This window comes from Providencia sp. PROV122 (assembly GCF_028482365.1).
Taxonomy (GTDB): domain Bacteria; phylum Pseudomonadota; class Gammaproteobacteria; order Enterobacterales; family Enterobacteriaceae; genus Providencia; species Providencia stuartii.
This window is the reverse complement of record NZ_JAMPQI010000029.1, coordinates 15,714-38,092: the sequence shown is the minus strand read 5'-3', so window position 1 is coordinate 38,092 and position 22,379 is coordinate 15,714. Positions and strand designations below refer to the sequence as shown.

General features: G+C 42.5%; 19 protein-coding genes and 1 pseudogene. 10 read left to right on the top strand and 10 right to left on the bottom strand.

The window, feature by feature from the left end:
• From PSE69_RS17370 to osmB, 7 genes and pseudogenes are all read left to right on the top strand, one after another.
• Nucleotides 1-320, top strand: a pseudogene (locus PSE69_RS17370) (electron transport complex subunit RsxC); the annotation flags it as partial.
• A gap of 13 nt (nt 321-333) precedes the next feature.
• Nucleotides 334-1,419 (top strand): electron transport complex subunit RsxD, encoded by a 1,086-nt coding sequence (gene rsxD, locus PSE69_RS17365; RefSeq protein WP_004920098.1) that lies wholly within the window; start codon nt 334-336, stop codon nt 1,417-1,419.
• 9 nt (nt 1,420-1,428) lie between these two features.
• Complete coding sequence (rsxG, locus tag PSE69_RS17360; protein WP_004920100.1) at nt 1,429-2,055, top strand: electron transport complex subunit RsxG; 627 nt, start codon at nt 1,429-1,431, stop codon at nt 2,053-2,055.
• Nucleotides 2,056-2,057: 2 nt separating this feature from the next.
• Nucleotides 2,058-2,774, top strand: a complete 717-nt coding sequence (locus PSE69_RS17355; protein WP_004920103.1) for an electron transport complex subunit E — start codon at nt 2,058-2,060, stop codon at nt 2,772-2,774.
• A gap of 15 nt (nt 2,775-2,789) precedes the next feature.
• A complete protein-coding gene (nth, locus tag PSE69_RS17350; protein ID WP_014656041.1) occupies nt 2,790-3,431 on the top strand; it encodes an endonuclease III in 642 nt (213 codons plus the stop codon).
• A 109-nt stretch (nt 3,432-3,540) separates the two neighbouring features.
• Nucleotides 3,541-5,484, top strand: a complete 1,944-nt coding sequence (locus tag PSE69_RS17345; RefSeq protein WP_060561043.1) for an exoribonuclease II — start codon at nt 3,541-3,543, stop codon at nt 5,482-5,484.
• A 190-nt stretch (nt 5,485-5,674) separates the two neighbouring features.
• Nucleotides 5,675-5,893: an osmotically-inducible lipoprotein OsmB gene (gene osmB / locus PSE69_RS17340; protein WP_004920113.1), complete on the top strand. Its 219-nt coding sequence runs from the start codon at nt 5,675-5,677 to the stop codon at nt 5,891-5,893.
• 41 nt (nt 5,894-5,934) lie between these two features.
• Here osmB and yciH read toward each other — a convergent pair whose 3' ends face one another.
• The 5 genes from yciH to pgpB form a co-directional block, all read right to left on the bottom strand.
• Complete coding sequence (gene yciH / locus PSE69_RS17335) at nt 5,935-6,261, bottom strand: stress response translation initiation inhibitor YciH (protein ID WP_004920116.1); 327 nt, start codon at nt 6,259-6,261, stop codon at nt 5,935-5,937.
• Nucleotides 6,258-6,995 (bottom strand): orotidine-5'-phosphate decarboxylase, encoded by a 738-nt coding sequence (gene pyrF, locus PSE69_RS17330; RefSeq protein WP_004920118.1) that lies wholly within the window; start codon nt 6,993-6,995, stop codon nt 6,258-6,260. The genes yciH and pyrF overlap by 4 nt, the downstream gene beginning before the upstream one ends.
• A gap of 42 nt (nt 6,996-7,037) precedes the next feature.
• Nucleotides 7,038-8,207, bottom strand: a complete 1,170-nt coding sequence (lapB, locus tag PSE69_RS17325) for a lipopolysaccharide assembly protein LapB (protein WP_004920122.1) — start codon at nt 8,205-8,207, stop codon at nt 7,038-7,040.
• 6 nt (nt 8,208-8,213) lie between these two features.
• Complete coding sequence (locus PSE69_RS17320; protein WP_004920126.1) at nt 8,214-8,531, bottom strand: LapA family protein; 318 nt, start codon at nt 8,529-8,531, stop codon at nt 8,214-8,216.
• 129 nt (nt 8,532-8,660) lie between these two features.
• On the bottom strand, nt 8,661-9,392 hold the full coding sequence (pgpB, locus tag PSE69_RS17315) for a phosphatidylglycerophosphatase B (protein ID WP_121874641.1): 732 nt from the start codon (nt 9,390-9,392) through the stop codon (nt 8,661-8,663).
• Nucleotides 9,393-9,596: 204 nt separating this feature from the next.
• On the opposite strand from pgpB, the gene ribA reads away from it, so the two are divergent.
• Nucleotides 9,597-10,193, top strand: coding sequence for a GTP cyclohydrolase II (ribA, locus tag PSE69_RS17310; RefSeq protein ID WP_121874651.1), 597 nt, complete (start codon nt 9,597-9,599; stop codon nt 10,191-10,193).
• Nucleotides 10,194-10,384: 191 nt separating this feature from the next.
• Nucleotides 10,385-11,368 (top strand): porphobilinogen synthase, encoded by a 984-nt coding sequence (hemB, locus tag PSE69_RS17305; RefSeq protein ID WP_014656045.1) that lies wholly within the window; start codon nt 10,385-10,387, stop codon nt 11,366-11,368.
• A gap of 102 nt (nt 11,369-11,470) precedes the next feature.
• Here hemB and PSE69_RS17300 read toward each other — a convergent pair whose 3' ends face one another.
• The 3 genes from PSE69_RS17300 to cysB all read right to left on the bottom strand — a co-directional run bounded on the left by PSE69_RS17300 (nt 11,471) and on the right by cysB (nt 16,229).
• Entirely contained in the window at nt 11,471-11,926 is a 456-nt protein-coding gene (locus PSE69_RS17300) for a hypothetical protein (protein WP_004920143.1), read from the bottom strand.
• A 306-nt stretch (nt 11,927-12,232) separates the two neighbouring features.
• Complete coding sequence (gene acnA, locus PSE69_RS17295; protein WP_121874640.1) at nt 12,233-14,905, bottom strand: aconitate hydratase AcnA; 2,673 nt, start codon at nt 14,903-14,905, stop codon at nt 12,233-12,235.
• 349 nt (nt 14,906-15,254) lie between these two features.
• Nucleotides 15,255-16,229 carry an HTH-type transcriptional regulator CysB gene (gene cysB / locus PSE69_RS17290; RefSeq protein ID WP_004920151.1) on the bottom strand — a complete coding sequence of 325 codons (975 nt, stop codon included), beginning with the start codon at nt 16,227-16,229 and terminating at the stop codon, nt 15,255-15,257.
• 322 nt (nt 16,230-16,551) lie between these two features.
• Between cysB and PSE69_RS17285 the strand changes: the two genes are divergently transcribed.
• Complete coding sequence (locus PSE69_RS17285) at nt 16,552-18,585, top strand: M13 family metallopeptidase (RefSeq protein ID WP_004920153.1); 2,034 nt, start codon at nt 16,552-16,554, stop codon at nt 18,583-18,585.
• A gap of 247 nt (nt 18,586-18,832) precedes the next feature.
• Here the strand turns inward: PSE69_RS17285 and sodC are convergent, their stop codons facing one another.
• Together sodC and topA are read right to left on the bottom strand one after the other, a co-directional pair.
• Entirely contained in the window at nt 18,833-19,357 is a 525-nt protein-coding gene (gene sodC, locus PSE69_RS17280) for a superoxide dismutase family protein (RefSeq protein ID WP_004920157.1), read from the bottom strand.
• 355 nt (nt 19,358-19,712) lie between these two features.
• Nucleotides 19,713-22,307 carry a type I DNA topoisomerase gene (topA, locus tag PSE69_RS17275; RefSeq protein ID WP_036940356.1) on the bottom strand — a complete coding sequence of 865 codons (2,595 nt, stop codon included), beginning with the start codon at nt 22,305-22,307 and terminating at the stop codon, nt 19,713-19,715.
• Nucleotides 22,308-22,379: the final 72 nt, after the last annotated feature.

The following is a 22,379-nucleotide window of genomic DNA, read 5'->3' as shown; positions in this document are numbered from 1 at the left end:
CTGCTATTGCCCGTGCCAAAGCGAAAAAAGCAGCGCAACAAGCAGAAGTTGAACCTGCAACGGCAGAAACTGAGCCAGCCGACATTGATCCGCGTAAAGCCGCAGTCGCTGCCGCTATTGCCCGTGCCAAAGCGAAAAAAGCAGCCCAAGAGAAAGCACAACTTGAGGCTCAAGTGAGTGAGGAGGAAATGCTGTCACCTGCTGCTGAACAACCCATTGAAGAAGAAACAGATCCTCGTAAAGTTGCGGTTGCTGCGGCGATAGCTCGCGTAAAAGCCAAACAAGCTCAAAAACAAAACGAACAAACAATGATAGAGTAAGTGATTAAACACCATGAAATTTAGGCCTATTGATCCAAATAACCGTCGTTTAAAAATCGCTAGCGCGCCATTTACCCATGATAACCAAAGCACTAGTCTTGTTATGCTTTGGGTTTTATTGGCTGCGATACCGGGTATTGCAGCACAAATTTACTTCTTTGGTATTGGCACTCTCTATCAAATTGTTTTAGCCATGCTGGCTGCTGTGATCACAGAAGGCATCGCTATCCGTTTACGTAAAAAGCCCGTTATTAACGTTCTTAAAGATAATTCAGCCATTGTTACCGCGCTATTACTGGGTGTGAGTCTACCGCCATTAGCACCTTGGTGGATGATCGTTCTTGGAACTGCCTTTGCCGTGATCATTGCTAAACAATGTTATGGTGGTTTGGGGCAAAATCCATTTAACCCTGCAATGGTGGGTTATGTCGTATTACTAATTTCTTTTCCTGTACAAATGACCAGTTGGCTCCCGCCCTCTGAATTACAGACTCTTAATATCAATGCACTAGAGAGCCTTTCAATTATCTTCACTGGACATACTCCAACGGGGATCACGCTGGATGCCTTGCGAATGGGTGTCGATGGAATGAGCCAAGCAACACCATTAGACAGCTTTAAAACAGGGCTATTAACCCATTCGATTTCTGATGTTTTACAGCAACCAATTTTACAAGGCTCTCTGGCGGGTATTGGTTGGCAATGGGTCAATATTGCCTATTTAATCGGCGGCCTCATAATGTTAAACCGTCGGATTATTAGTTGGCAGATCCCTGTTTCATTCCTTGCCACCTTAGCATTCTGTTCAGTAGTCAGTTGGTTATTAGATGATGGTCGCTACTCGCCACCACTAGTACAGTTACTCTCCGGCGCAACTATGCTAGGGGCATTTTTTATTGCAACAGATCCAGTTACGGCATCGACGACACCAAAAGGCCGCTTGATTTATGGTGTAATGATTGGCTTATTAGTGTGGCTAATCCGTGTTTACGGTGGTTATCCCGATGCTGTCGCTTTCGCTGTGCTACTAACTAATATTGCGGTGCCTCTCATTGACCATTATACGCAACCTCGTGCATACGGGCATGGACATAAGTAAGGAGCCTATATGTTAAACACAATGCGTCGTCATGGAGCCATCTTGGCTATTTTTGCAGCCGGCACAACTGCACTTAGTGCGGCTGTTTATACCTTAACGAAAGAGACAATCGCACAACAAGCGGCGATCGTACAAAAACAGCTACTTGACCAAGTCGTACCAACTAGCCTGTATGATAATGCATTTGGGCAGGAGTGTTATTTAGTCGGAGCAGAAGCTGAGCTAGGCAGCAAGCAACCACATCGGTTATATATTGCGAGAAAGAATGGTGAGCCTGTTGCCGCCGCCCTTGAATCTACAGCACCCGACGGCTATTCAGGTGCAATACATCTCTTAGTCGGTGCAGATTTTAATGGAAATGTGCTAGGTGTTAGAGTGACAGAGCATCATGAAACACCGGGTCTCGGCGATAAAATTGAAACACGAATTTCAAACTGGATCACTTTGCTCACAGGGAAAGTTGAATCCGACCATGACCCCAAATGGGCAGTTAAAAAAGATGGCGGTGATTTTGACCAATTTACTGGGGCAACCATAACCCCAAGAGCGGTTGTTAATGCGACCAAACGTACCGCCGTTTTTATGCAAAAAATACCACAAAATCTCTCTAGCTATCCTATTTGTGGAGCTGAATAATTATGAGTCAATCTAAAGAACTTTTTGTACAGGGCTTATGGAAAAACAACTCGGCACTTGTACAGCTTTTAGGCCTATGCCCATTACTGGCTGTTTCATCAACAGCGACCAATGCATTAGGGTTAGGACTTGCTACAACATTAGTGCTGGTCTGTACCAATGTTGCCGTATCCGCATTTCGTCGTTGGGTACCAGCTGAAATTCGTATTCCTATTTATGTTATGATCATTGCCTCTGTCGTTAGTGCAGTACAGATGCTTATTAACGCCTATGCGTTTGGCCTATATGAATCGCTGGGCATATTTATTCCGCTGATTGTGACCAACTGTATTGTAATTGGTCGCGCTGAGGCTTATGCCTCACGGAATCCTGTACCACTTTCTGCTATTGATGGCCTTGCGATGGGGTTAGGTGCAACGGCAGCCTTGTTCGTTTTAGGGGCTATGCGCGAGATTTTAGGTAATGGCACACTGTTTGACGGTGCGGATTTACTACTAGGATCATGGGCTAAATCATTGCGAATAGAGGTTTTACACCTTGACTCACCATTTTTACTCGCTATGCTGCCACCGGGCGCCTTTATCGGCCTCGCCCTGATGCTTGCGGGCAAATATTTAATTGATGAGAAAATGAAAAAACGAGCCGCCCTAAAATCGGGCCAACAACCTGAACGTGAATACCAAAAAGAACAAGGATGCGGCAGCCATATTTCTAGATAAGATTAATTGTGAGCTATGAATAAATCAAAACGTATTGAGATATTGACTCGCCTGCGCGATAACAATCCCAATCCAACAACTGAGTTACAATTTAACTCCCCTTTTGAGCTGTTGATAGCGGTTTTGTTATCTGCACAGGCGACTGATGTCAGCGTTAATAAAGCAACAGCCAAATTATATCCTGTCGCTAATACTCCTGAAGCCATGCTCGCTTTGGGCGTCGATGGTATCAAAGAGTATATAAAAACAATTGGTCTGTTTAACACTAAAGCTGAAAGTGTTATCAAAACCTGCAAAATCTTAATTGAAAAGCATAATAGCCAAGTTCCTGAAGATCGCGCAGCTTTAGAGGCCTTACCCGGCGTTGGTCGTAAAACAGCAAATGTGGTGTTAAACACGGCTTTTGGCTGGCCAACCATTGCTGTTGATACGCATATTTTTCGAGTTTGTAATCGTACCAATTTTGCTCCAGGTAAAAATGTCGTTGAAGTCGAAGAAAAACTTCTCAAAGTCGTTCCCACAGAGTTTAAAGTCGACTGCCATCATTGGTTCATTTTACATGGTCGCTATACCTGTATCGCACGCAAACCGCGCTGTGGGTCTTGTATTATTGAAGATCTCTGCGAATTTAAAGATAAGGTGTACCCTGAGAATTAACATTACACTGCTCCCAGTTATTTGTTCACAATGCAAATTTTTTCTTGCTCTAAGACTTTGTCTTACGTAACAATGGGAGCCAAACTCAACCTCCATAAAAACGGTAAGTATGTTCCAAGACAACCCATTGCTCGCGCAACTTAAACAGCAACTGCACTCCCAAACGCCTCGCGTTGAAGGATTGGTAAAAAGCACCGATAAAGGTTTCGGTTTTCTCGAAGTAGATGGCCAAAAAAGCTACTTTGTTCCACCTCCACAAATGAAAAAAGTGATGCATGGCGATCGCGTTATCGCGGCCATTCATACAGACAAAGACCGTGAATTCGCTGAACCAGAAGAACTTGTTGAACCCTTTCTCAGCCGCTTTGTCGGGCGCATTCAGAAGAAAGATAATGACAACCGCTTATTTGTGATCCCTGATCACCCACTGCTAAAAGATGCTATTTCTTGTCGCCCAGTAAAAGACATCGACCATGAATTTGCTCAAGGTGATTGGGTTGTTGCACAGATGCGTCGCCATCCTTTAAAAGGTGATAAAGGTTTTTACGCTGATATCACTGAGTACATCACCGATGCTAATGACCATTTCGCCCCTTGGTGGGTCACTTTACGTCGTCATCAACTTGATCGTGCTGAGCCGCAAATGGTTCACAGTGAACGCGATGATGAAGGCATTGAGCGTGTTGACCTTACCGACCTGCATTTCGTGACTATCGACAGTGCAAGTACAGAAGATATGGATGATGCTCTGTATATTGAAAGAACAGCAGACGGTCATTTAAAACTTTATATCGCTATCGCGGATCCAACCAGTTATATCAAAGAAGGCAGTGAATTAGATAAGCTCGCTTTAGCTCGCGCTTATACGAACTACTTGCCTGGCTTTAATATTCCGATGTTACCTCGTGAGCTTTCAGATAACCTCTGCTCTTTACGCCCAAATGAGCGCCGTCCAGCATTAGTGTGTGCCGCAACCATTTTGGATGATGGTAACCTAGCTGAAGATATTCAGTTTTTCAGTGCATGGGTTGAGTCTAAATCAAAGCTGGTTTATGACGAAGTTTCCGATTGGCTAGAAAAATCAGGTAGCTGGCAACCAACTAATGATGTAGATCAGCAACAGATTGAATTACTGAAAGAAATGGCGGATAAGCGTCATCAATGGCGTCAACAAAATGCGTTAGTCTTTAAAGATCGCCCTGACTATCGTTTCTTATTAGATGACAAAGGGAATGTTATTGACATCGTCGTCGAAAGCCGCCGTACGGCAAACCGTATTGTCGAAGAAGCGATGATCACCGCTAACTTGTGTGCCGCAACACAGCTCAAAAACACATTAGGTTTTGGCGTATTCAACGTTCATATGGGCTTTGAGCCATTACAAATAGAGCAAGTTGTACAAACATTGAAAGAGCATGGTATTGAGACAACGGCCGAATCCCTGCTCACCTTAGAAGGTTTCCGCCAACTACGCCGCCAATTAGATGCACAACCGACACAATTCTTAGATAGCCGCATTCGTCGATTCCAAACCTTTGCAGAAGTCAAAGGCGAACCCGGCCCTCACTTTGGATTAGGTTTTGAAGCTTACGCAACGTGGACATCACCAATCCGTAAATACACGGATATTGTTAACCATCGTCTACTTAAATCGGTTATTGCGGGTAAACCCTCAACTGATAAACCGACAGAAGAGTTATCGATTAAATTAGCGGAGCGTCGCCGAGCCAATCGCATGGCTGAACGTGATGTTGGTGATTGGTTATATGCGCGCTTTTTAAAACCTTTCGAAGGTACAGACAAGGCATTCCCTGCGGAAATTATCGATATCACACGTGGTGGTGTACGAGTGAGGTTAACCGACAATGGTGCCGTAGCCTTTATTCCAGCGCCGTTCTTACACGCTGTACGCGATGAGATCCAGTGCAGCCAAGAAACAGGTAGCGTGTTAATCAAAGGCGAACCCGCATACAAACTCAACGATATTATTAATGTTAATATCGCTGAAGTACGTATGGAAACTCGCAATATTGTTGCTCGCCCTGCCGCATAATTACTTTTGATGCTATAATAAATATGCTACTGGTTTTAGCAGTAGCATATTGTTTCTTACTTTTCCTTCTTAATGAGTTCCACTCAGATATATTGTCGCTTTTTATATACATTAATTCCCGATAATTCTGATTCGTATAATTACTGATTGTGATAATTTGGTAGCGTCCTTAAAACTCGGAGTCACTAAAATGAACACGACAAGTAAACGCATTATGACATTCACACTTGCAACCCTTATCGCAATAAGCGTTAGCGCATGCTCTAATATGTCAAAGCGAGATAAGAATACGGCTGTAGGTGCTGGCGTAGGTGCTGTAGGCGGTGCTATCCTAACGGGCGGTAGTGCACTGGGAACGGTTGGTGGCGCTGCAGTTGGTGGGATTATTGGTAACCAAGTCGGAAAATAAATCTATGGATAAGGGGGGATGCCCCCTTATCCTATATTGTGTTATCCACCCGCTAACTTCACTTGATAACCTTTTGCTTCAAGAAGTTGCTTAATCAGCTCTCTCTTATCACCCTGAATTTCAATATCACCGTCTTTTACTGAGCCACCGCAACCACATTTTTTCTTTAATTCCGCGGCCAATTTAGCCAGTGCATCATCTTCAAGATCGAGTCCTGTCACCACGCAAACGCCCTTGCCTTTGCGACCCGATGTTTCACGGCGGATCCTGACAATACCATCTCCTTTTGGGCGTTGTGCTTTCGGTTTTTCCTCTTCGATGCGACCGATATCCGTGCTATACACTAAACGGCTATTTGTATCCTTCATGCACAATCCTTAATAGATTGGTTGATCTGCTTTAATGTGAGTGCAGGGTTATCACTACGCGTAATAGGACGGCCGATAACCATATAATCAACCCCGACTTTTAATGCTTCTTGAGGTGTCATGATACGGCGCTGATCCCCAACATCACTACCAATTGGGCGAATACCTGGTGTCACTAATTTAAAATCATCACCACACAATGATTTCAGTCTTGCAGCTTCATGTGCTGAACACACCACACCATCTAAGCCACACGCTTTTGTCAATAAAGCTAAACGTTCAGCATGCTCAGCTGGCGTAGCATTAATACCAATGCCAGTCAGATCGGATTGATCCATACTGGTTAAAACAGTGACCGCTGTTAATAATGGCGCCTCTTTTCCATAAGGCTCTAATGCCTGACGAGCCGCTTCCATCATACGGCTGCCACCACCAGCATGAACGTTAACCATCCAAACGCCCATTTCTGCTGCTGCCCCAACCGCACGCGCAACCGTATTAGGAATATCGTGAAATTTTAAATCGAGAAATACATCAAAACCACGTTGGTGTAGTGATTTCACAAATTGAGGGCCATTGAAGGTAAACATCTCTTTACCGACTTTCAAACGACATTCACGCGGATCAATAAGATCAACAAATGCCAATGCCGCGTTTGCATCTTCATAATCGAGCGCAACAATAACTGGCGAGTGAGTAGATACGCGAGCGTGGTTCTCAGTTGAAGAAATCATTTAGTAGTAGCCTTAATCATATTTGGTAATAAAGTGACGCTGTCACTGCCCATCTAAACCACGAATTGGCTTAATGGTGTCCCATGAACGACAAGACGGGCAGTGCCAATATAATGAATGCGAAGTAAAACCACATTTGTGGCAACGATAGTCAGGTTTGGTTCTAATTTGTTCCCCGACCATTTTCCGCAGCAAAATCAGGCTCTCTTTTGCTCGCCCTTCTTCTGCTTCTTTTAAATGGTAATCCATCAAACGATAAAATAACCGCATTGTTGGGTGACGTTGAATCTGATCGTTAATATAACTTGCGGCGGCTTCATGACTTTGCTTCTCAACAATAATGTCGGCGAGATACAGTTCAGCGACTGCCCCCGTATTACCCGCAACACATTGGCGTAGATACACTTCCCAAGCATCCATATCTGCGATTTGTTGATAGCAATCATAAAGTAAAGGTAAAGTTTCAGCCACCAGCTCTCTATCTTGTTCGTAGACTTGTTTAAGAACATTGATAGCTTTGTCGTAATGTTCCTGCTCGATAAAAATTCGCCCTTTCATAATTGAAACACGGGCACAATTTTTATCCGCCTGTTCGGCTTTATTCAGAAGACTTAAAGCTCCATCAAGATCGTCACTGCCTAAGTGTTGATTGGCTAATTCACAATAAAAATGCGCAATATTTTCGCGTAACTCTTCATTACCCAATTTAACCAACTTAGTCGCCGTTTCGATTGCTTTCGTCCAATCACTGGTTAATTGAAAAATCGCCAATAATGACTGTAGTGCACTTTGCTTAAAATCCACCTCATCCGTCAATTGCTGGAACATATTTTCAGCACGATCGTAAACCCCTGCGGCCATATAATCACGACCGAGTTGTTGCGTGGCTAATAAGCGTTGTTCAAAGGATAATGCGGCACTTTCAACAAGTGACTGATGAATACGGATGGCTCGTTCAACTTCACCACGTGAACGAAATAAATTACCTAAGGTTAAATGCGCTTCAAAGGCGGAACTGTCTTCCTTGAGCATATCAAGGAATAAATCAACCGCTTTGTCTTGCTGATTTGATAAAAGAAAGTTAACGCCCGTAACATAATCACGTGACAGGCGGTTAGCATGTTGCTGCTTGTCTTGTTGAGCGCTTCGACGCCCCATATACCAGCCGTATGCAGCGGCGACAGGTAACAACAGAAACAGCAACTCAAACATACAAGATTATTCCTTGCTCTTTTGAGCCACAACTTCTGTAGATTCAGAGATGGTTTTATCATCCACACTCAATTGTGATTCAAGACGTCTAATTTTACGGCGTGCATTTTTCAAGCTCACCACAGCACGCAGATAAAATAGCCCTGCAACTAACCAACCCAGTACAAAGCCGACACCAAACAAAGAGGCTAAAAGTGAAGATAATGCAAAATCTCCTTGTGCAATCAGGTAGTTAAATGTAATAACCTGATTATTGCTTGAGCCTAGCGTGATTGAAATAATAAAAATAACCACAGCTAGTAATAATATCAGAAAATATTTCACATTCTTTCCCGTTATCCGTTCTTATGAAAACAAATTATCTACCTGATAAGGTAGCATTTCTGGCGCACTCAGACAAAGTAATTTATCTTATACGCCCACTTTGTTAATGTATATTGAACCTTATTTAACCTACATGTTTTTACTTTCACTCAAATTGGGTGTTTTATCCCTTAAGAGCGTACACGCAATCATCGCCAAAATTGCACTAATGATAATAGAAGCGATTGCATCTGAAGGCCAATGCATCCCTAATAATAACCGACTAAATACGATAGCTTCCGCCCATACCGCCAGCACGATGGCAAGTGCATATTGACGACGCTGCCAAAATAATCCAATCAATAAAAGTGCCCAGCCTGCCGCAAATAGTACATGCCCAGAAGGAAATGAGTAGCCAGTTTCCGCTTGCCAATGTTTGCGTAACCATGAAGGAACCTGATCACTTTGTTTAACGGTTTGTTTGATAACGTCTGCTCGCTGCTTTCTTTTTAAGTCATAAAATTCTGTCGCTGAAAGCCCATATTCTTTTTCTAGCCAAACCACATATGGGCGTGGCTCTTGGAAACTATTCTTAACAACGCTTTTGATCCCTTGTCCTACCAAAATACAGCATACAACAATAACAACCCATTGAAGGACACTTTTCAACTTTGGTTTACAGATATAAAGGGTCAAGGCTAATAATACGATAGAGGTTATCAGACTATAAGGGAGACCAGCCGTTTCTGTTAGCCAAAATAACCATTTAACCGATTCTACATTCTGAGACGGCAGCCAACTCCACCCTACCATCAGTAACGCTGTAGGAGGTATGATTAATAAAACAGCAAAGACTAATATCGGGTAAATTGATTTATTCATTTTATGCTATCCATGTCAGTTGACTGTTCGAATCAATAAAATTAGATTCACAAATGATTAACTCTGTTATAGTAATGCATAGTGGACTGTGTGCAAATAAATGTCTGCGCTATATGCTAGATGTCATATAGTATCGATAAGCAATATTTTTATCGATTAACGTTATTAATTAAGCAAGAGTTATCTCAACTAATGAATGAAAATATGCAGCTAAAACGCGTTGCCGAAGCCAAATTACCAACTCCTTTCGGCGAATTTTTAATGGTAGGGTTTGAGGAAATCGCAACAGGTCGTGACCATGTCGCACTGATTTTTGGCGATATTTCAGGTCCAGAGCCTGTTCTCAGTCGGATCCACTCGGAATGCTTAACCGGAGATGCATTATTCAGTTTACGCTGTGATTGTGGCTTCCAATTAGAAGCGGCACTGTCTCAGATCAGCAAAGAAGGTCGAGGCGTACTGCTCTATCATCGCCAAGAGGGTCGTAATATCGGCCTAATTAATAAAATTCGTGCTTATGCCTTGCAAGATCAAGGTCTAGACACCGTAGAAGCCAATCTCAAACTAGGCTTCAAAGCGGATGAACGCGACTTTACGCTCTGCTCTGATATGTATAAGTTATTAGGTATTAATGAGGTTCGCTTATTAACTAATAATCCAAAGAAAATAAATATCATGCGTGAAGCAGGTATTAATGTCGTTGAACGTGTGCCATTAATTGTTGGTCGCAATCCAAGTAATGCTCATTATCTCGATATTAAAGCTGAGAAAATGGGCCACATGTTATTTAAACATCAATAATCCTTCTCATAATGGAAGAGTATGACACTGCTCTTCCTTGACTAATATTAAAATGATAACAATCGGTTGTAGCACTTTTGCCGATTGATATATTCACTTTCATTTCATAAGGTTTATACTGTTTATCAACAATGATCTCGATGAATAAATTTAATACGTTAAGTTTATTTTTCTGATAACAAGGAGCTACGGTGAATAACCTGCATTCTATCCAACGCATGAGAAGATTACGTAAGACTGAAAAAATGCGTGATCTCTTCCAAGAAACGCATCTTTCTCTTAATGACCTGTGCCTTCCAATCTTTGTTGAGGAAGGGCTTGATGATTATAAGCAAATTGACAGCATGCCAGGTGTTGTACGTATTCCAGAAAAACGTTTAGCTTATGAAATAGAGCGTATTGCCAAAGCAGGTATTAAATCTGTTATGACTTTTGGCGTCTCTCATCATTTGGATGAAACAGGGAGTGATGCTTGGCAAGAAAATGGCCTTGTCGCACGCATGTCTCGTATCTGTAAAGAGACAGTACCTGAAATGATTGTGATGTCAGATACCTGTTTTTGTGAATACACTTCACACGGCCATTGTGGGGTAATGCATGGCGATATCGTTGATAACGATGCCACTATCCATAATTTAGGTTTACAAGCTGTTGCAGCCGCCCGTGCAGGTGCTGATTTTATCGCCCCTTCTGCTGCAATGGATGGGCAAGTTGCCGCTATCCGCCAAGCTCTAGATGCAGCTGGTTTTAAAGATACCGCCATTATGTCTTATTCGACTAAATTTGCGTCAGCACTCTATGGCCCATTTAGAGACGCGGCAGGCTCTTGTTTAAAAGGGGATCGCAAAACCTATCAAATGAATCCAATGAACCGCCGTGAGGCAATTCATGAATCCTTAATTGACGTACAAGAAGGCGCGGATGCATTGATGGTTAAACCAGCAGGTGCCTACCTTGATATTATTCGTGACCTACGTGAACGTACTGAATTGCCTATCGGTGCTTATCAAGTCAGTGGTGAATATGCACAAATTAAATTTGCTGCAATGGCTGGGGCTATCGATGAAACCCGCGTCACTCTGGAAACATTAGGCTCTATCAAACGGGCTGGCGCTGATATGATTTTCACCTATTTTGCCCTGCAATTAGCCGAAGATAAAATTTTGTCACGATAATGAGCGCGTGAGAAATAACAACATGCCCGCTGTCGAGTCGATTAGCGGGCATGTTATTTTAATAAACAGCAATGTTTGAGGGTACTTAAACAAAATCGCCTGTTATGCTTTTTGTGCTGCCAGTTGCTCTGTAAAGCGCTGAGCATAATTTAACGCAATGCGAGGTTCATAGAGACCCGTAATAAGTAATTTCTGTTCGCCATTCAATGTATTAGCCACAACGCCCCATGATCCAATATCCTCTCTTGTTTGATAGATTTCATCTGGAACTGGCGATTTTTCTGGCATTGTAACTATCTCATTAGCGAAAGATAATGGTACGATTTCAAACGAGGCATAATCGGCATTTCGTCCTAATGGGAATTCCCTATCAACCAATAAACGAAGATCGCAGACTTCAGTTTCTGGGGTTTGCATGACAATGGAATAGAGATTCGGAATATGTTCAAGAATATCTCGGACTTCATCTAAATAATGATGATTTGGCGAGGTGGTAATTAAAATGTCAGCCGCCCAAAGCGCCCCTTTGTAAAAATCCGTTGCGTTAATATCTGCCATATATTAATACCTCACGTTGGTGATTTTATTGGTTTTGTGACGTCTGATTTAATGTCAGCAACCCCACATTTATCTTGGCTAGTTTAAATATGAGCCATAATCTCTACTCGTTTTTGCCTCACGATAAAAAGTAAAACATACCTCTTTCCAATAACGAAATTTTTAAAATGATATCTCTGCATCACTCAATATAGATAGGCAATCATCATAGCCTAGACTCAATCCTCATATATTGCGAAATAACAATAAAAAACGCCCATCGTGCAAACAAACACAGATGGGCGTTGTTAACTTAGAGATTAAAGATTAATGGAGCATTTGGCGGATCACATAATGCAGGATGCCACCATGACGGTAATATTCCATTTCTGTTGAGGTATCAATACGGCAACGTGTTGCAATTTCTTTGACCTGTCCATCACCATAGGTAATTTTCACAATAATATGTTGACCCGGCTCAATGGATTGCAAGTGTTCTATATCGATACGTTCATCCCCTTTAAGGCCCAATGTCTTACGCGTTGTACCTTGTGGGAACTCTAATGGGATAACCCCCATACCAATTAAGTTAGAGCGGTGAATACGTTCGTACGATTCCGCAATAACGACACGGACACCAAGTAAATTAGTACCTTTAGCCGCCCAGTCACGGCTTGAGCCAGAACCGTATTCTTTACCTGCAATGATAGCGAGAGGCAGCTTTTCCTTTTGATACAGCATCGCCGCATCATAGATCGCCATCTGTTTACCTGTAGGGATATGTTTCGTATATCCACCTTCAACCCCCGGCACCATTTCGTTGCGAATACGGATATTGGCGAACGTACCACGCATCATCACTTCATGGTTACCACGACGAGAGCCATATGAGTTAAAATCGGCGGCAGCTACGCCATGCTCTTGCAAATAACGCCCAGCTGGACTATCCGCTTTGATATTACCCGCAGGTGAAATATGGTCAGTCGTTACCGAATCACCCAATATTGCCAAGATATGTGCGCCATGAATATCTTGAACCACTTCCGGCTCTGCTTTCATCCCTTCAAAGAACGGTGGATGGCGAATATAAGTCGAATCTGGCTGCCAATCATACGTGGAAGAGCTTGCCACTTGTAATGCTTGCCATGCCTCATCACCATCGAAAACCGCACTGTACTCTTTGCGGAACATTTCTGTTTTAACTTTTTCAACGGCTTGAGCAATTTCAGCACTGGATGGCCAAATATCTTTTAGATAGACATCATGACCTTGTGCGTCTTTGCCTAATGAGTCAGTTTTAACATTAATATTCATGTTACCCGCTAACGCATAAGCAACCACCAGCGGAGGTGACGCTAACCAGTTCGTTTTGACTAAAGGATGGATACGGCCTTCAAAGTTACGGTTACCCGACAATACCGCACCAACGGTTAAATCCGCCTCTTTGATCGCTTGCTCAATCGGATCAGGTAATGGCCCAGAGTTACCTATACAGGTTGTACAGCCATACCCCACTAAGTTAAAGCCGAGTTTATCAAGATAAGGTGTTAGTCCTGCCAGAGCTAAATAATCCGTTACCACCTTAGAGCCTGGTGCCAACGAGGATTTCACCCAAGGTTGACGAGTTAGACCTTTTTCTACCGCTTTTTTAGCGAGTAAACCTGCCGCCATCAACACACTTGGGTTTGATGTGTTCGTACAAGAAGTAATCGCTGCAATCACAACAGCACCATCGGTCATTTCAAAGGTTTGTCCTTGATAATTGACTGTCGGATGTGCATCTTTCTCTTTTTTGTTAAGCTCCAGCTCAATAGCGGCTTGGAATGCTTGCGGAACTTGACCCAGTTCAACACGATCTTGTGGACGTTTAGGGCCGGCTAAACTAGATTCCACCGTCGACATATCCAATTCTAATGTGCTCGTAAAGATAGGTTCATCACCCGCATGACGCCATAAACCTTGCTCTTTACAATAGGCTTCCACCAGCGCAATTTCATCATCGCTGCGCCCAGTTAACTTCATATAATCTAATGTGACGTTATCGACAGGGAAGAATCCGCAAGTAGCACCATACTCAGGAGACATATTGGCGATAGTCGCCCTATCAGCCAGCGGAAGATCAGCTAAACCATCACCATAAAATTCAACAAATTTACCGACAACACCATGCTTACGTAGCATTTGTGTGACTGTCAGTACCAAGTCTGTCGCTGTAATACCTTCACGCAATTTACCCGTCAGTTTAAAACCGACAACGTCTGGGATCAGCATGGATACCGGTTGACCTAGCATTGCAGCTTCGGCTTCAATCCCACCAACCCCCCAGCCTAATACGCCAAGACCGTTGATCATCGTGGTATGCGAGTCGGTGCCCACAAGGGTATCTGGATAAGCATATAACTTCCCATCCACCTCTTCATACCAAACCGCTTTACCTAAATACTCTAAGTTGACTTGGTGGCAAATACCGGTTCCTGGTGGCACAACCCTAAAGCGATTAAAGGCTTTTTGCCCCCAACGTAAAAAGAGGTAGCGTTCATGGTTACGCTTCATCTCAATTTCAACGTTGTCATCAAATGCTTTATCCGTGGCAAATTCATCAACCATTACCGAGTGGTCAATGACCAGATCAACTGGCGAGAGAGGATTGACTTGCTCAACATTACCACCTAATGATTTAACCGCTTCACGCATTGCAGCTAAATCCACGACCGCAGGTACACCCGTAAAGTCTTGCATTAGTACCCGAGCTGGTCGGTAAGCAATTTCTCTATCTGCATGCCCTGTTTTCTGCCAATCAATAATGGCTTGCAGATCGGCTTCTACTACCGATTTGCCATCAATATTTCGCAATAAGTTTTCAAGTAATACTTTAAGGGATTTGGGTAGTTTTGTGGCATCACCGAGTTGCTGAGTCGCAATCGGTAGACTGAAGTAATTATAGAGCTTGCTTCCGACACTGAGTGTTGCTGCACTCTGTGTTTTAAGACTCAACGACATAACTCCTCCTTGGTTTTTTATGATGATTATCGGTCATCTTATTTACCTAACAAATTACAGTGAATTTGTTAATTAGTTGTAATTATAGTTGCTGAAAATATTTACTTTATGGATTTTGTGTCAAATCCATAAATTTGCTGTGCTTATCATCAAAAAAACAGTAAATGGCGGGGAAATTTAGCCAAGTGACTCATAAAAAGAGTAGTAGAATGCTAGGATTTTGAACTTGTCAATTGAACGCTGACATTGGAATAGCTAAATAGAGAACAAAAAAGTGAGTCACTAAGCTTCTAGTTGAATTCACATCAGTCACTAAAAGCTTAGCTCTCGTTTGAAAGGCAACCTAAAGTTAGATGATAGGCAATTTAATGTCTTTAAACATTTCCTCAATATCTTCATTGTTGCGCAGTGCAATCGCCCTATCTACAACATCACGGGTTAAATGAGGGGCAAATCGCCAAATAAAGTCATACATATAGCTACGTAAAAAACTGGTACGTTTGAAGCCAATTTTCGTTGTGCTATAACTGAATTTATCGCGCATATCGATGACAACCAGATCACTATCCAACTCTGGGTTAACCGCCATACTGGCAATAATCCCAATGCCCAACCCAAGCCTTACATAGGTCTTGATAACATCCGCATCTGTCGCCGTAAAAATAATTTTAGGTTCTAAATTGGCTTTTTGGAATGCCACATCTAATTCAGAACGCCCCGTAAAACCATGGGTATATGTTACGATTTGGTATTGTGCAACATCTTCAATCGTCACATTTTTCTTTTCGGCTAACGGATGCCCTTTTTGCACCACAACACAGCGGTTCCAGTGATAACAAGGTAGCATGATCAAGTCACTGTATAGGTGTAACGCTTCAGTAGCGATCGCAAAATCACTATTCCCTTTGCAAACTTCCTCTGCGATTTGCGTTGGGGAACCTTGTTGCATATGCAGTGAGACATGCGGATAGCGCTCGATAAAACCTTTGATTACCGGCGGAAGCGCATAACGTGCCTGAGTATGTGTTGTTGCAATATGCAAAGTGCCTTTATCTGGATAAGTATGCTCCCCTGCAACGGAACGGATCGCCTCAATTTTTGAAAGCACTTCCCGTGAAATACGGATAACTTCTTCCCCTGCTGGCGTAACATGAGTGAGATGTTTTCCGCTGCGAGCAAAAATTTGGATCCCCAATTCGTCTTCCAACATACGCACTTGTTTGCTAATACCCGGCTGTGAGGTAAATAACCCTTCAGCGGTTGCAGAGACATTCAAGTCATGATTCACCACCTCAACAATATAACGTAATTGCTGCAATTTCATTTTTAGGTCCACCTATACAGAGCCGTAAGAAATTCGCTATAGCTAAAAATTATTATTTATAACTAAAAGCTATATGTATATGATTTGATATAACCAATATATCATCATTATGCTGAGTGTGAATAGCTAGATGATAAAATTTCACCTAAAATAGTTTAAATTTGAAATTATCTTCATTGTTAACTAGTAAGAAAATGCAAAGTTACATTTAAATTTTCCCAATCTATGCTTGAATAGCTGATAGGCAGTTTTGCAAGATAAATGAATCGGCTTTAATCTTAAGTAATGGAAACAATAATTCTCAACGAAGAGAGGGTATTACATGCAGAAAAAAATTTTGGCGCTCCTTATCAGTATGTCAACCATCGCTATAGCGCCTAGCCTTTATGCCAAAGAAGTTTCTTATGGCGACCAAAAGATTGTTTTATCTGATAATATCGCTTCAGGGGATGATTTTTATCGCTACGTCAATCAGGACTGGATAAGCAAAGCGAAGATCCCAACAGGCATGCCGCGCATTAACTCATTTGTTGAGTTATACCTCACGACAGAGAAACAACTACAAAGCATTATCGATCAGTTGCAAAGCTCACCAGAGAAGGAACTCAATCATAATCAACGCAATATTCGTAATTTATATGTAAGTTATCTTAATGAAGACGCGATAGAAAAAATAGGAATAAGCCCTCTCAAAGATGACCTTGATGCAATTACTAATGCAAAAAATCATAATGATATTAGTAAATTAATGGCACTTCCGGCCTATACGCCATTTATTTCTTATTGGGTAGACTTGGATGCTAAGCAGCCGGATACTTATGTTTTATACCTTGGGCAAGGCGGTTTAGGCTTACCGAACCGTAATTATTACCTCGACGATACCCCGCAGATGGAGGAGATCCGCAAAAATTATATCGCCTATATTGCCACTATCTTAAAACTGGCGGGCGAAAATGATGTTGAGAAAAAAGCCCAACAAATTTTCGCACTGGAAAAATCAATGGCACAGGCTCATTGGAGCCCAGAAGCGCGCCGTGACACAATCAAAAATTATCACCCAATGACACTGAACGATATGAAAAAGTTCACTCAAGGCTTTGCATGGGATAACTTTATTCAACAGTGGCAACTTTCAGACAAACAATTGAATAAGGTGATAGTTGAAACGGATACCGCAGTAGAGCAATTAGCCAAAATTTATGCCAATACCCCTGTATCGACACTTCAAGACTACCTACGTTTTCACTATTTAAGTGATCAAGCCCCCTATTTGAATCGCGATTTTTCTGACGCCCGCTTTGATTTTTATTCGCGTAAACTTAACGGCGTAGAAAAACAGCGGACACGCAAAGAGCGTGCTCTGGAAACCGTCAATCGCTTACAGGGCGAGCCTATGGGGCAAATCTATGTTGAGAAATATTTCAACCCTGAATCAAAAGCGAAAATTACCGATCTTGTCAGCTATGTCAGAGGAACGTTTAATTCTCGCTTAAAAGATAATGATTGGATGGATGATGCAACACGCCAAGAAGCGCTTAAAAAACTTGAGCAATTTACCGTTAAAGTGGGTTACCCTGACAAATGGAATGATTTCAGTAGTATCAATCTAAAACCCGATACGCTACTGGATAACTACAAACAGGTCTTAAACTGGGTCTATAACGACAATATGAGTAAGATAGGACAACCTGTCCGTAAATGGGAATGGGGGATGACGCCTCAAACCATTAATGCATACTTTAACCCAGTGCAAAATGAGATAGTGTTCCCAGCCGCAATACTACAGGCACCTTTCTTTGATCCTAATGTTGACCCTGCCTATAACTATGGCGCAATTGGCGCTGTAATTGGCCATGAAATGGGCCATGGGTTTGATGACCAAGGCAGCTTGTATGATGGTACTGGTCAGTTGCGTAACTGGTGGAGTGATGACTCTAAACAGCACTTTAAACAAAAAACCGATAAACTGGTTGAACAATATAATAGCTTCTCCGTTGATGGACAAAAGGTTAATGGTCAACTCACATTGGGTGAAAACATCGGTGATTTAGGCGGGCTGAACATTGCTCTGAGCGCTTATAAGCAATTCGTTAAAGAGAATTATCCAAATGGTGAAGCGCCAATTATTGATGGGACAACCGGTCTGCAACGATTCTTTATTTCTTGGGCAAGAACTTGGCAAGAGTTATCCAACAAAGAGTCCGAGCGTAATAAAATTTTGACCGACCCACATAGCCCTAACCAGTTCCGTGCCAATGGTGTTGTTCGTAATATGGATGAATGGTATCAAACTTTCGGTGTCGATAAAGACAGCAAATTATACCTTGAACCTGAACAACGCATTCGTATTTGGTAAATGCGCTTTCCCCCTTGATATCTGCGGCTTTCATTTGAAAGCCGCAACCTTCAATTCTCATATCGGTTATATCTACAGGTAACGTTCAATCGTATTAACCATCCCCTGTTAAAAACAAATAAATTTTCTTTAATCACCTATTTTATTAGTTTTCAAATAGTTAAAAGCTCTGAGTATTTCAGAGCTTTTAGATTAAGTCTCAAAGTAGTACGGTTTTATCAATTACTGTTTAAATATACAGTATCAACTATTTGATCACACCACAAGCCATGCGTGCACCACCACCACCTAACGCTTCAGGATGGTCGGAGTAATTATCCCCACCCGCGTGTACCATCAGTGCACGGTTTTCAATCTCTTTTAGTGTTTTTAAGCGCGGTGCTAATACGGCATAATCGGCATTACCTTTGGCATCAACCACTAAGCCCGGAAGATCCCCTAAGTGGCCTGTATTGTCATAAGGCCCTTTATGGACACCTGTTTTTGCCGGATCCATATGTCCACCTGCTTTTAATGCTGGTACTGATTTGCCATCTTTTTCAGCAGGCTCACAGCTTGGGTTTTCATGGATATGGAAACCATGGATACCCGCTTCTAAACCTGCTAATTTTGGGGTAAACAATAATCCATAATCGGTTTCAGAAATAACAACTTCACCAATCGCCTTGCCTTCACCTTGTGGTGTAGCTTCTTTCAGTACTACTGTTGTTTCTGCTGCATTTGCTGCAAAAGCCGTTAATAAGCCGGCCAGTAAACACATTTTGAATTTCATTCTACCTCCAGTTGTGAGCTTTCTAACCTAATCGCTGCTTGTGATGTTTATTGCTTAAAAGCAAATACACATCAATAAATTATTATTTATTGATAATTGCTATTTATCAGCATAGCAAACCGTCATCATATTGCTTTGCGGTTAGCCACATAAATCAACACTTAAGCCAAATAAGTGCATTTTTAAGACGGCTCCTGAAAGGAGATCAAATCATCATAAAAATAAGATGGAGGGAGAGTCTGTCTGTGGTTAATGATAAAAACCTCGTAGGCTCACAGAAAATGATGAACAACAGAAATGAAAAAGGCGATAGAAATTAACCTATCGCCTTTTAATCGCTAACGTCAGTGAATGATTATTTCTCTTTCACTTCCCATTTGCCGTCTACAAAAAATGCACTCCAACCTGTGGCTTTGCCATTTTTCTCTGAAGAAACATATTGCTGTTTCGTCTTACGGCTAAAACGCACAACGGTTGGATTACCATCAGGATCTTTTGCAGGCGCGTCAGCTAAATAAACCAGCTTTTCAGGTAGTCTATCTCTAAAGCGTTGCAACTCCTCAACCAATGGCGCTCGCGTTTCTCGTGATTTCGGGAAGGTGTTTGCCGCTAGGAATACGCCAGCCGCACCATCGCGCAACACAAAATACGCATCTGATTTTTCGCAAGGTAATTCAGGTAATGGTACCGGATCCTCTTTTGGTGGAGCAATCTCACCATTTTTTAAGATCTTACGGGTGTTTTTACACTCTTCATTTGTGCACCCCATATAAGGCCCAAAGCGCCCTGTTTTTAGGTGCATTTCTGAACCGCATTTATCACACTCAATTACTGGGCCGTCATAACCCTTAATGCGGAACTCACCCTCTTCAATCTCATAACCTTCACAAGCTGGGTTGTTACCACACACATGCAGTTTGCGTTGATTATCAATCAGGTAGCTATCCATTGCTGTACCGCATTTTGGACAGCGACGCTTAGCACGCAGCGCGTTGGTTTCCGCATCATCCCCCTCAAGAATATTCAATACTTCATGTTCAGGGATCAAATTGATGGTTTTTTTGCAGCGTTCTTTTGGTGGTAACGCATAGCCTTCACAACCGAGGAACACCCCTGTTGAAGCTGTACGGATCCCCATATGACGTTCACAATCAGGACAAGTAATTGAAGTGATCACCATAGGGTTCGTGCGCATTCCACCTTCTTCAGGATCTCTCTCTGCAATATCTAGCTGTTTGCTAAAATCAGAGAAAAATTCATCAAGCACCGCTTTCCACTCTGCTTCGTGATTAGCAATATGGTCAAGCTGATCTTCCATGCGTGCAGTAAAATCATAGTTCATTAGGTCATTGAAGTTTTCTTCCAACCTATCTGTCACGATTTCACCCATTTTCTCCGCATAAAAACGACGGTTCTCAACCTTAACGTAACCTCTATCTTGGATCGTAGAGATAATTGCCGCATAGGTTGATGGACGACCAATACCGCGCTTCTCAAGCTCCTTAACTAAGGAGGCTTCGCTAAAACGTGCTGGTGGTTTCGTAAAGTGCTGACTTGGCAACAATTCAACCAGCGACAATTCAGAGCCTACTTGGATTGGTGGCAATGTTTTGTCTTCATCATTTTTGCGCAGTGCAGGCATCACTCGCGTCCAACCATCGAAACGCAATGTACGGCCTTTCGCTTTTAGCTCAAAATCCCCTGCTTTCACCGTTAATGTTGTTGAATCATATTTTGCAGGCGTCATTTGACATGCCACAAATTGATTCCAAATTAACTGATAGAGCTTTTTCGCATCTGATTCCATATCTTTCAGTGCATCGGGTAGAACATCAACACTGGAAGGACGGATAGCTTCGTGCGCTTCTTGCGAATTATCTTTGCTAGTGTAAATATTGGCGTCTTTAGGCAGATATTTTTCGCCAAAATTATCGCTAATATAGCCACGTACCATATTTAATGCATCTTGGCTCAAGTTAGTTGAGTCAGTACGCATATAGGTAATATAACCCGCTTCATAAAGGCGCTGAGCCATCATCATGGTCTTCTTCACACCAAACCCAAGACGGGTGCTAGCGGCTTGTTGCAGCGTTGATGTGATAAAAGGCGCACTCGGCTTGCTGGATGTGGGTCGGTCTTCACGGTCAATCACTTGGAAGCGTGCTTTTTCTAGCAAACTCACCGCAGCGTCAGTTTGCGCCTTAGTGACTGGCTTGAACGCTTTGCCTAATTGATGCGTAACCTGCATACGTAATGCAGCCGTACTTTTATCCGCCAAATCCGCATGAAGTTCCCAATATTCTTCCGGCACAAACGCTTTAATTTCACGTTCACGTTCGACAATCAAACGTACCGCAACGGATTGTACGCGACCTGCAGATAACCCTCTCGCCACTTTTTTCCATAACAGCGGCGATACCATATAACCTACTACGCGATCCATGAAACGGCGAGCTTGTTGAGCATTAACTCTATCGATATTGAGTTCGCCAGGGCTATCAAACGCCTGAGTGATCGCATTTTTAGTAATTTCGTTAAACACAACACGGCTAAAGCGAGAGTCTTCACCACCAATCACTTCGCGTAAGTGCCATGCAATAGCTTCCCCTTCGCGGTCAAGGTCCGTCGCAAGATAGACATGGTCTGCATCTGCCGCTAAAGCTTGTAATTCAGAAACCACCTTTTCCTTACCCGGTAAGATCTGATAGTTTGCTTTCCAACCATGGTAAGGATCGACCCCCATACGCTTTACAAGCGCGGCTTGAGGATCTTTTTTAACCTTTTTAGTTTTGTCGGTAGATGAGCCTGTACTCTTTTGTGAGCCGGACCCGCTTTTCGGCAGATCGCGAATGTGGCCAACGCTGCTTTTTACAACGTAGCCACTGCCAAGATACTTATTGATCGTTTTGGCTTTTGCCGGGGACTCCACGATAACAAGAGCTTTACCCATATTTACCTTTACCTAAATTTCTACAATGGCGCATTTCTACATGAAAATGCACAAAATGAAAATCTCTTTTTT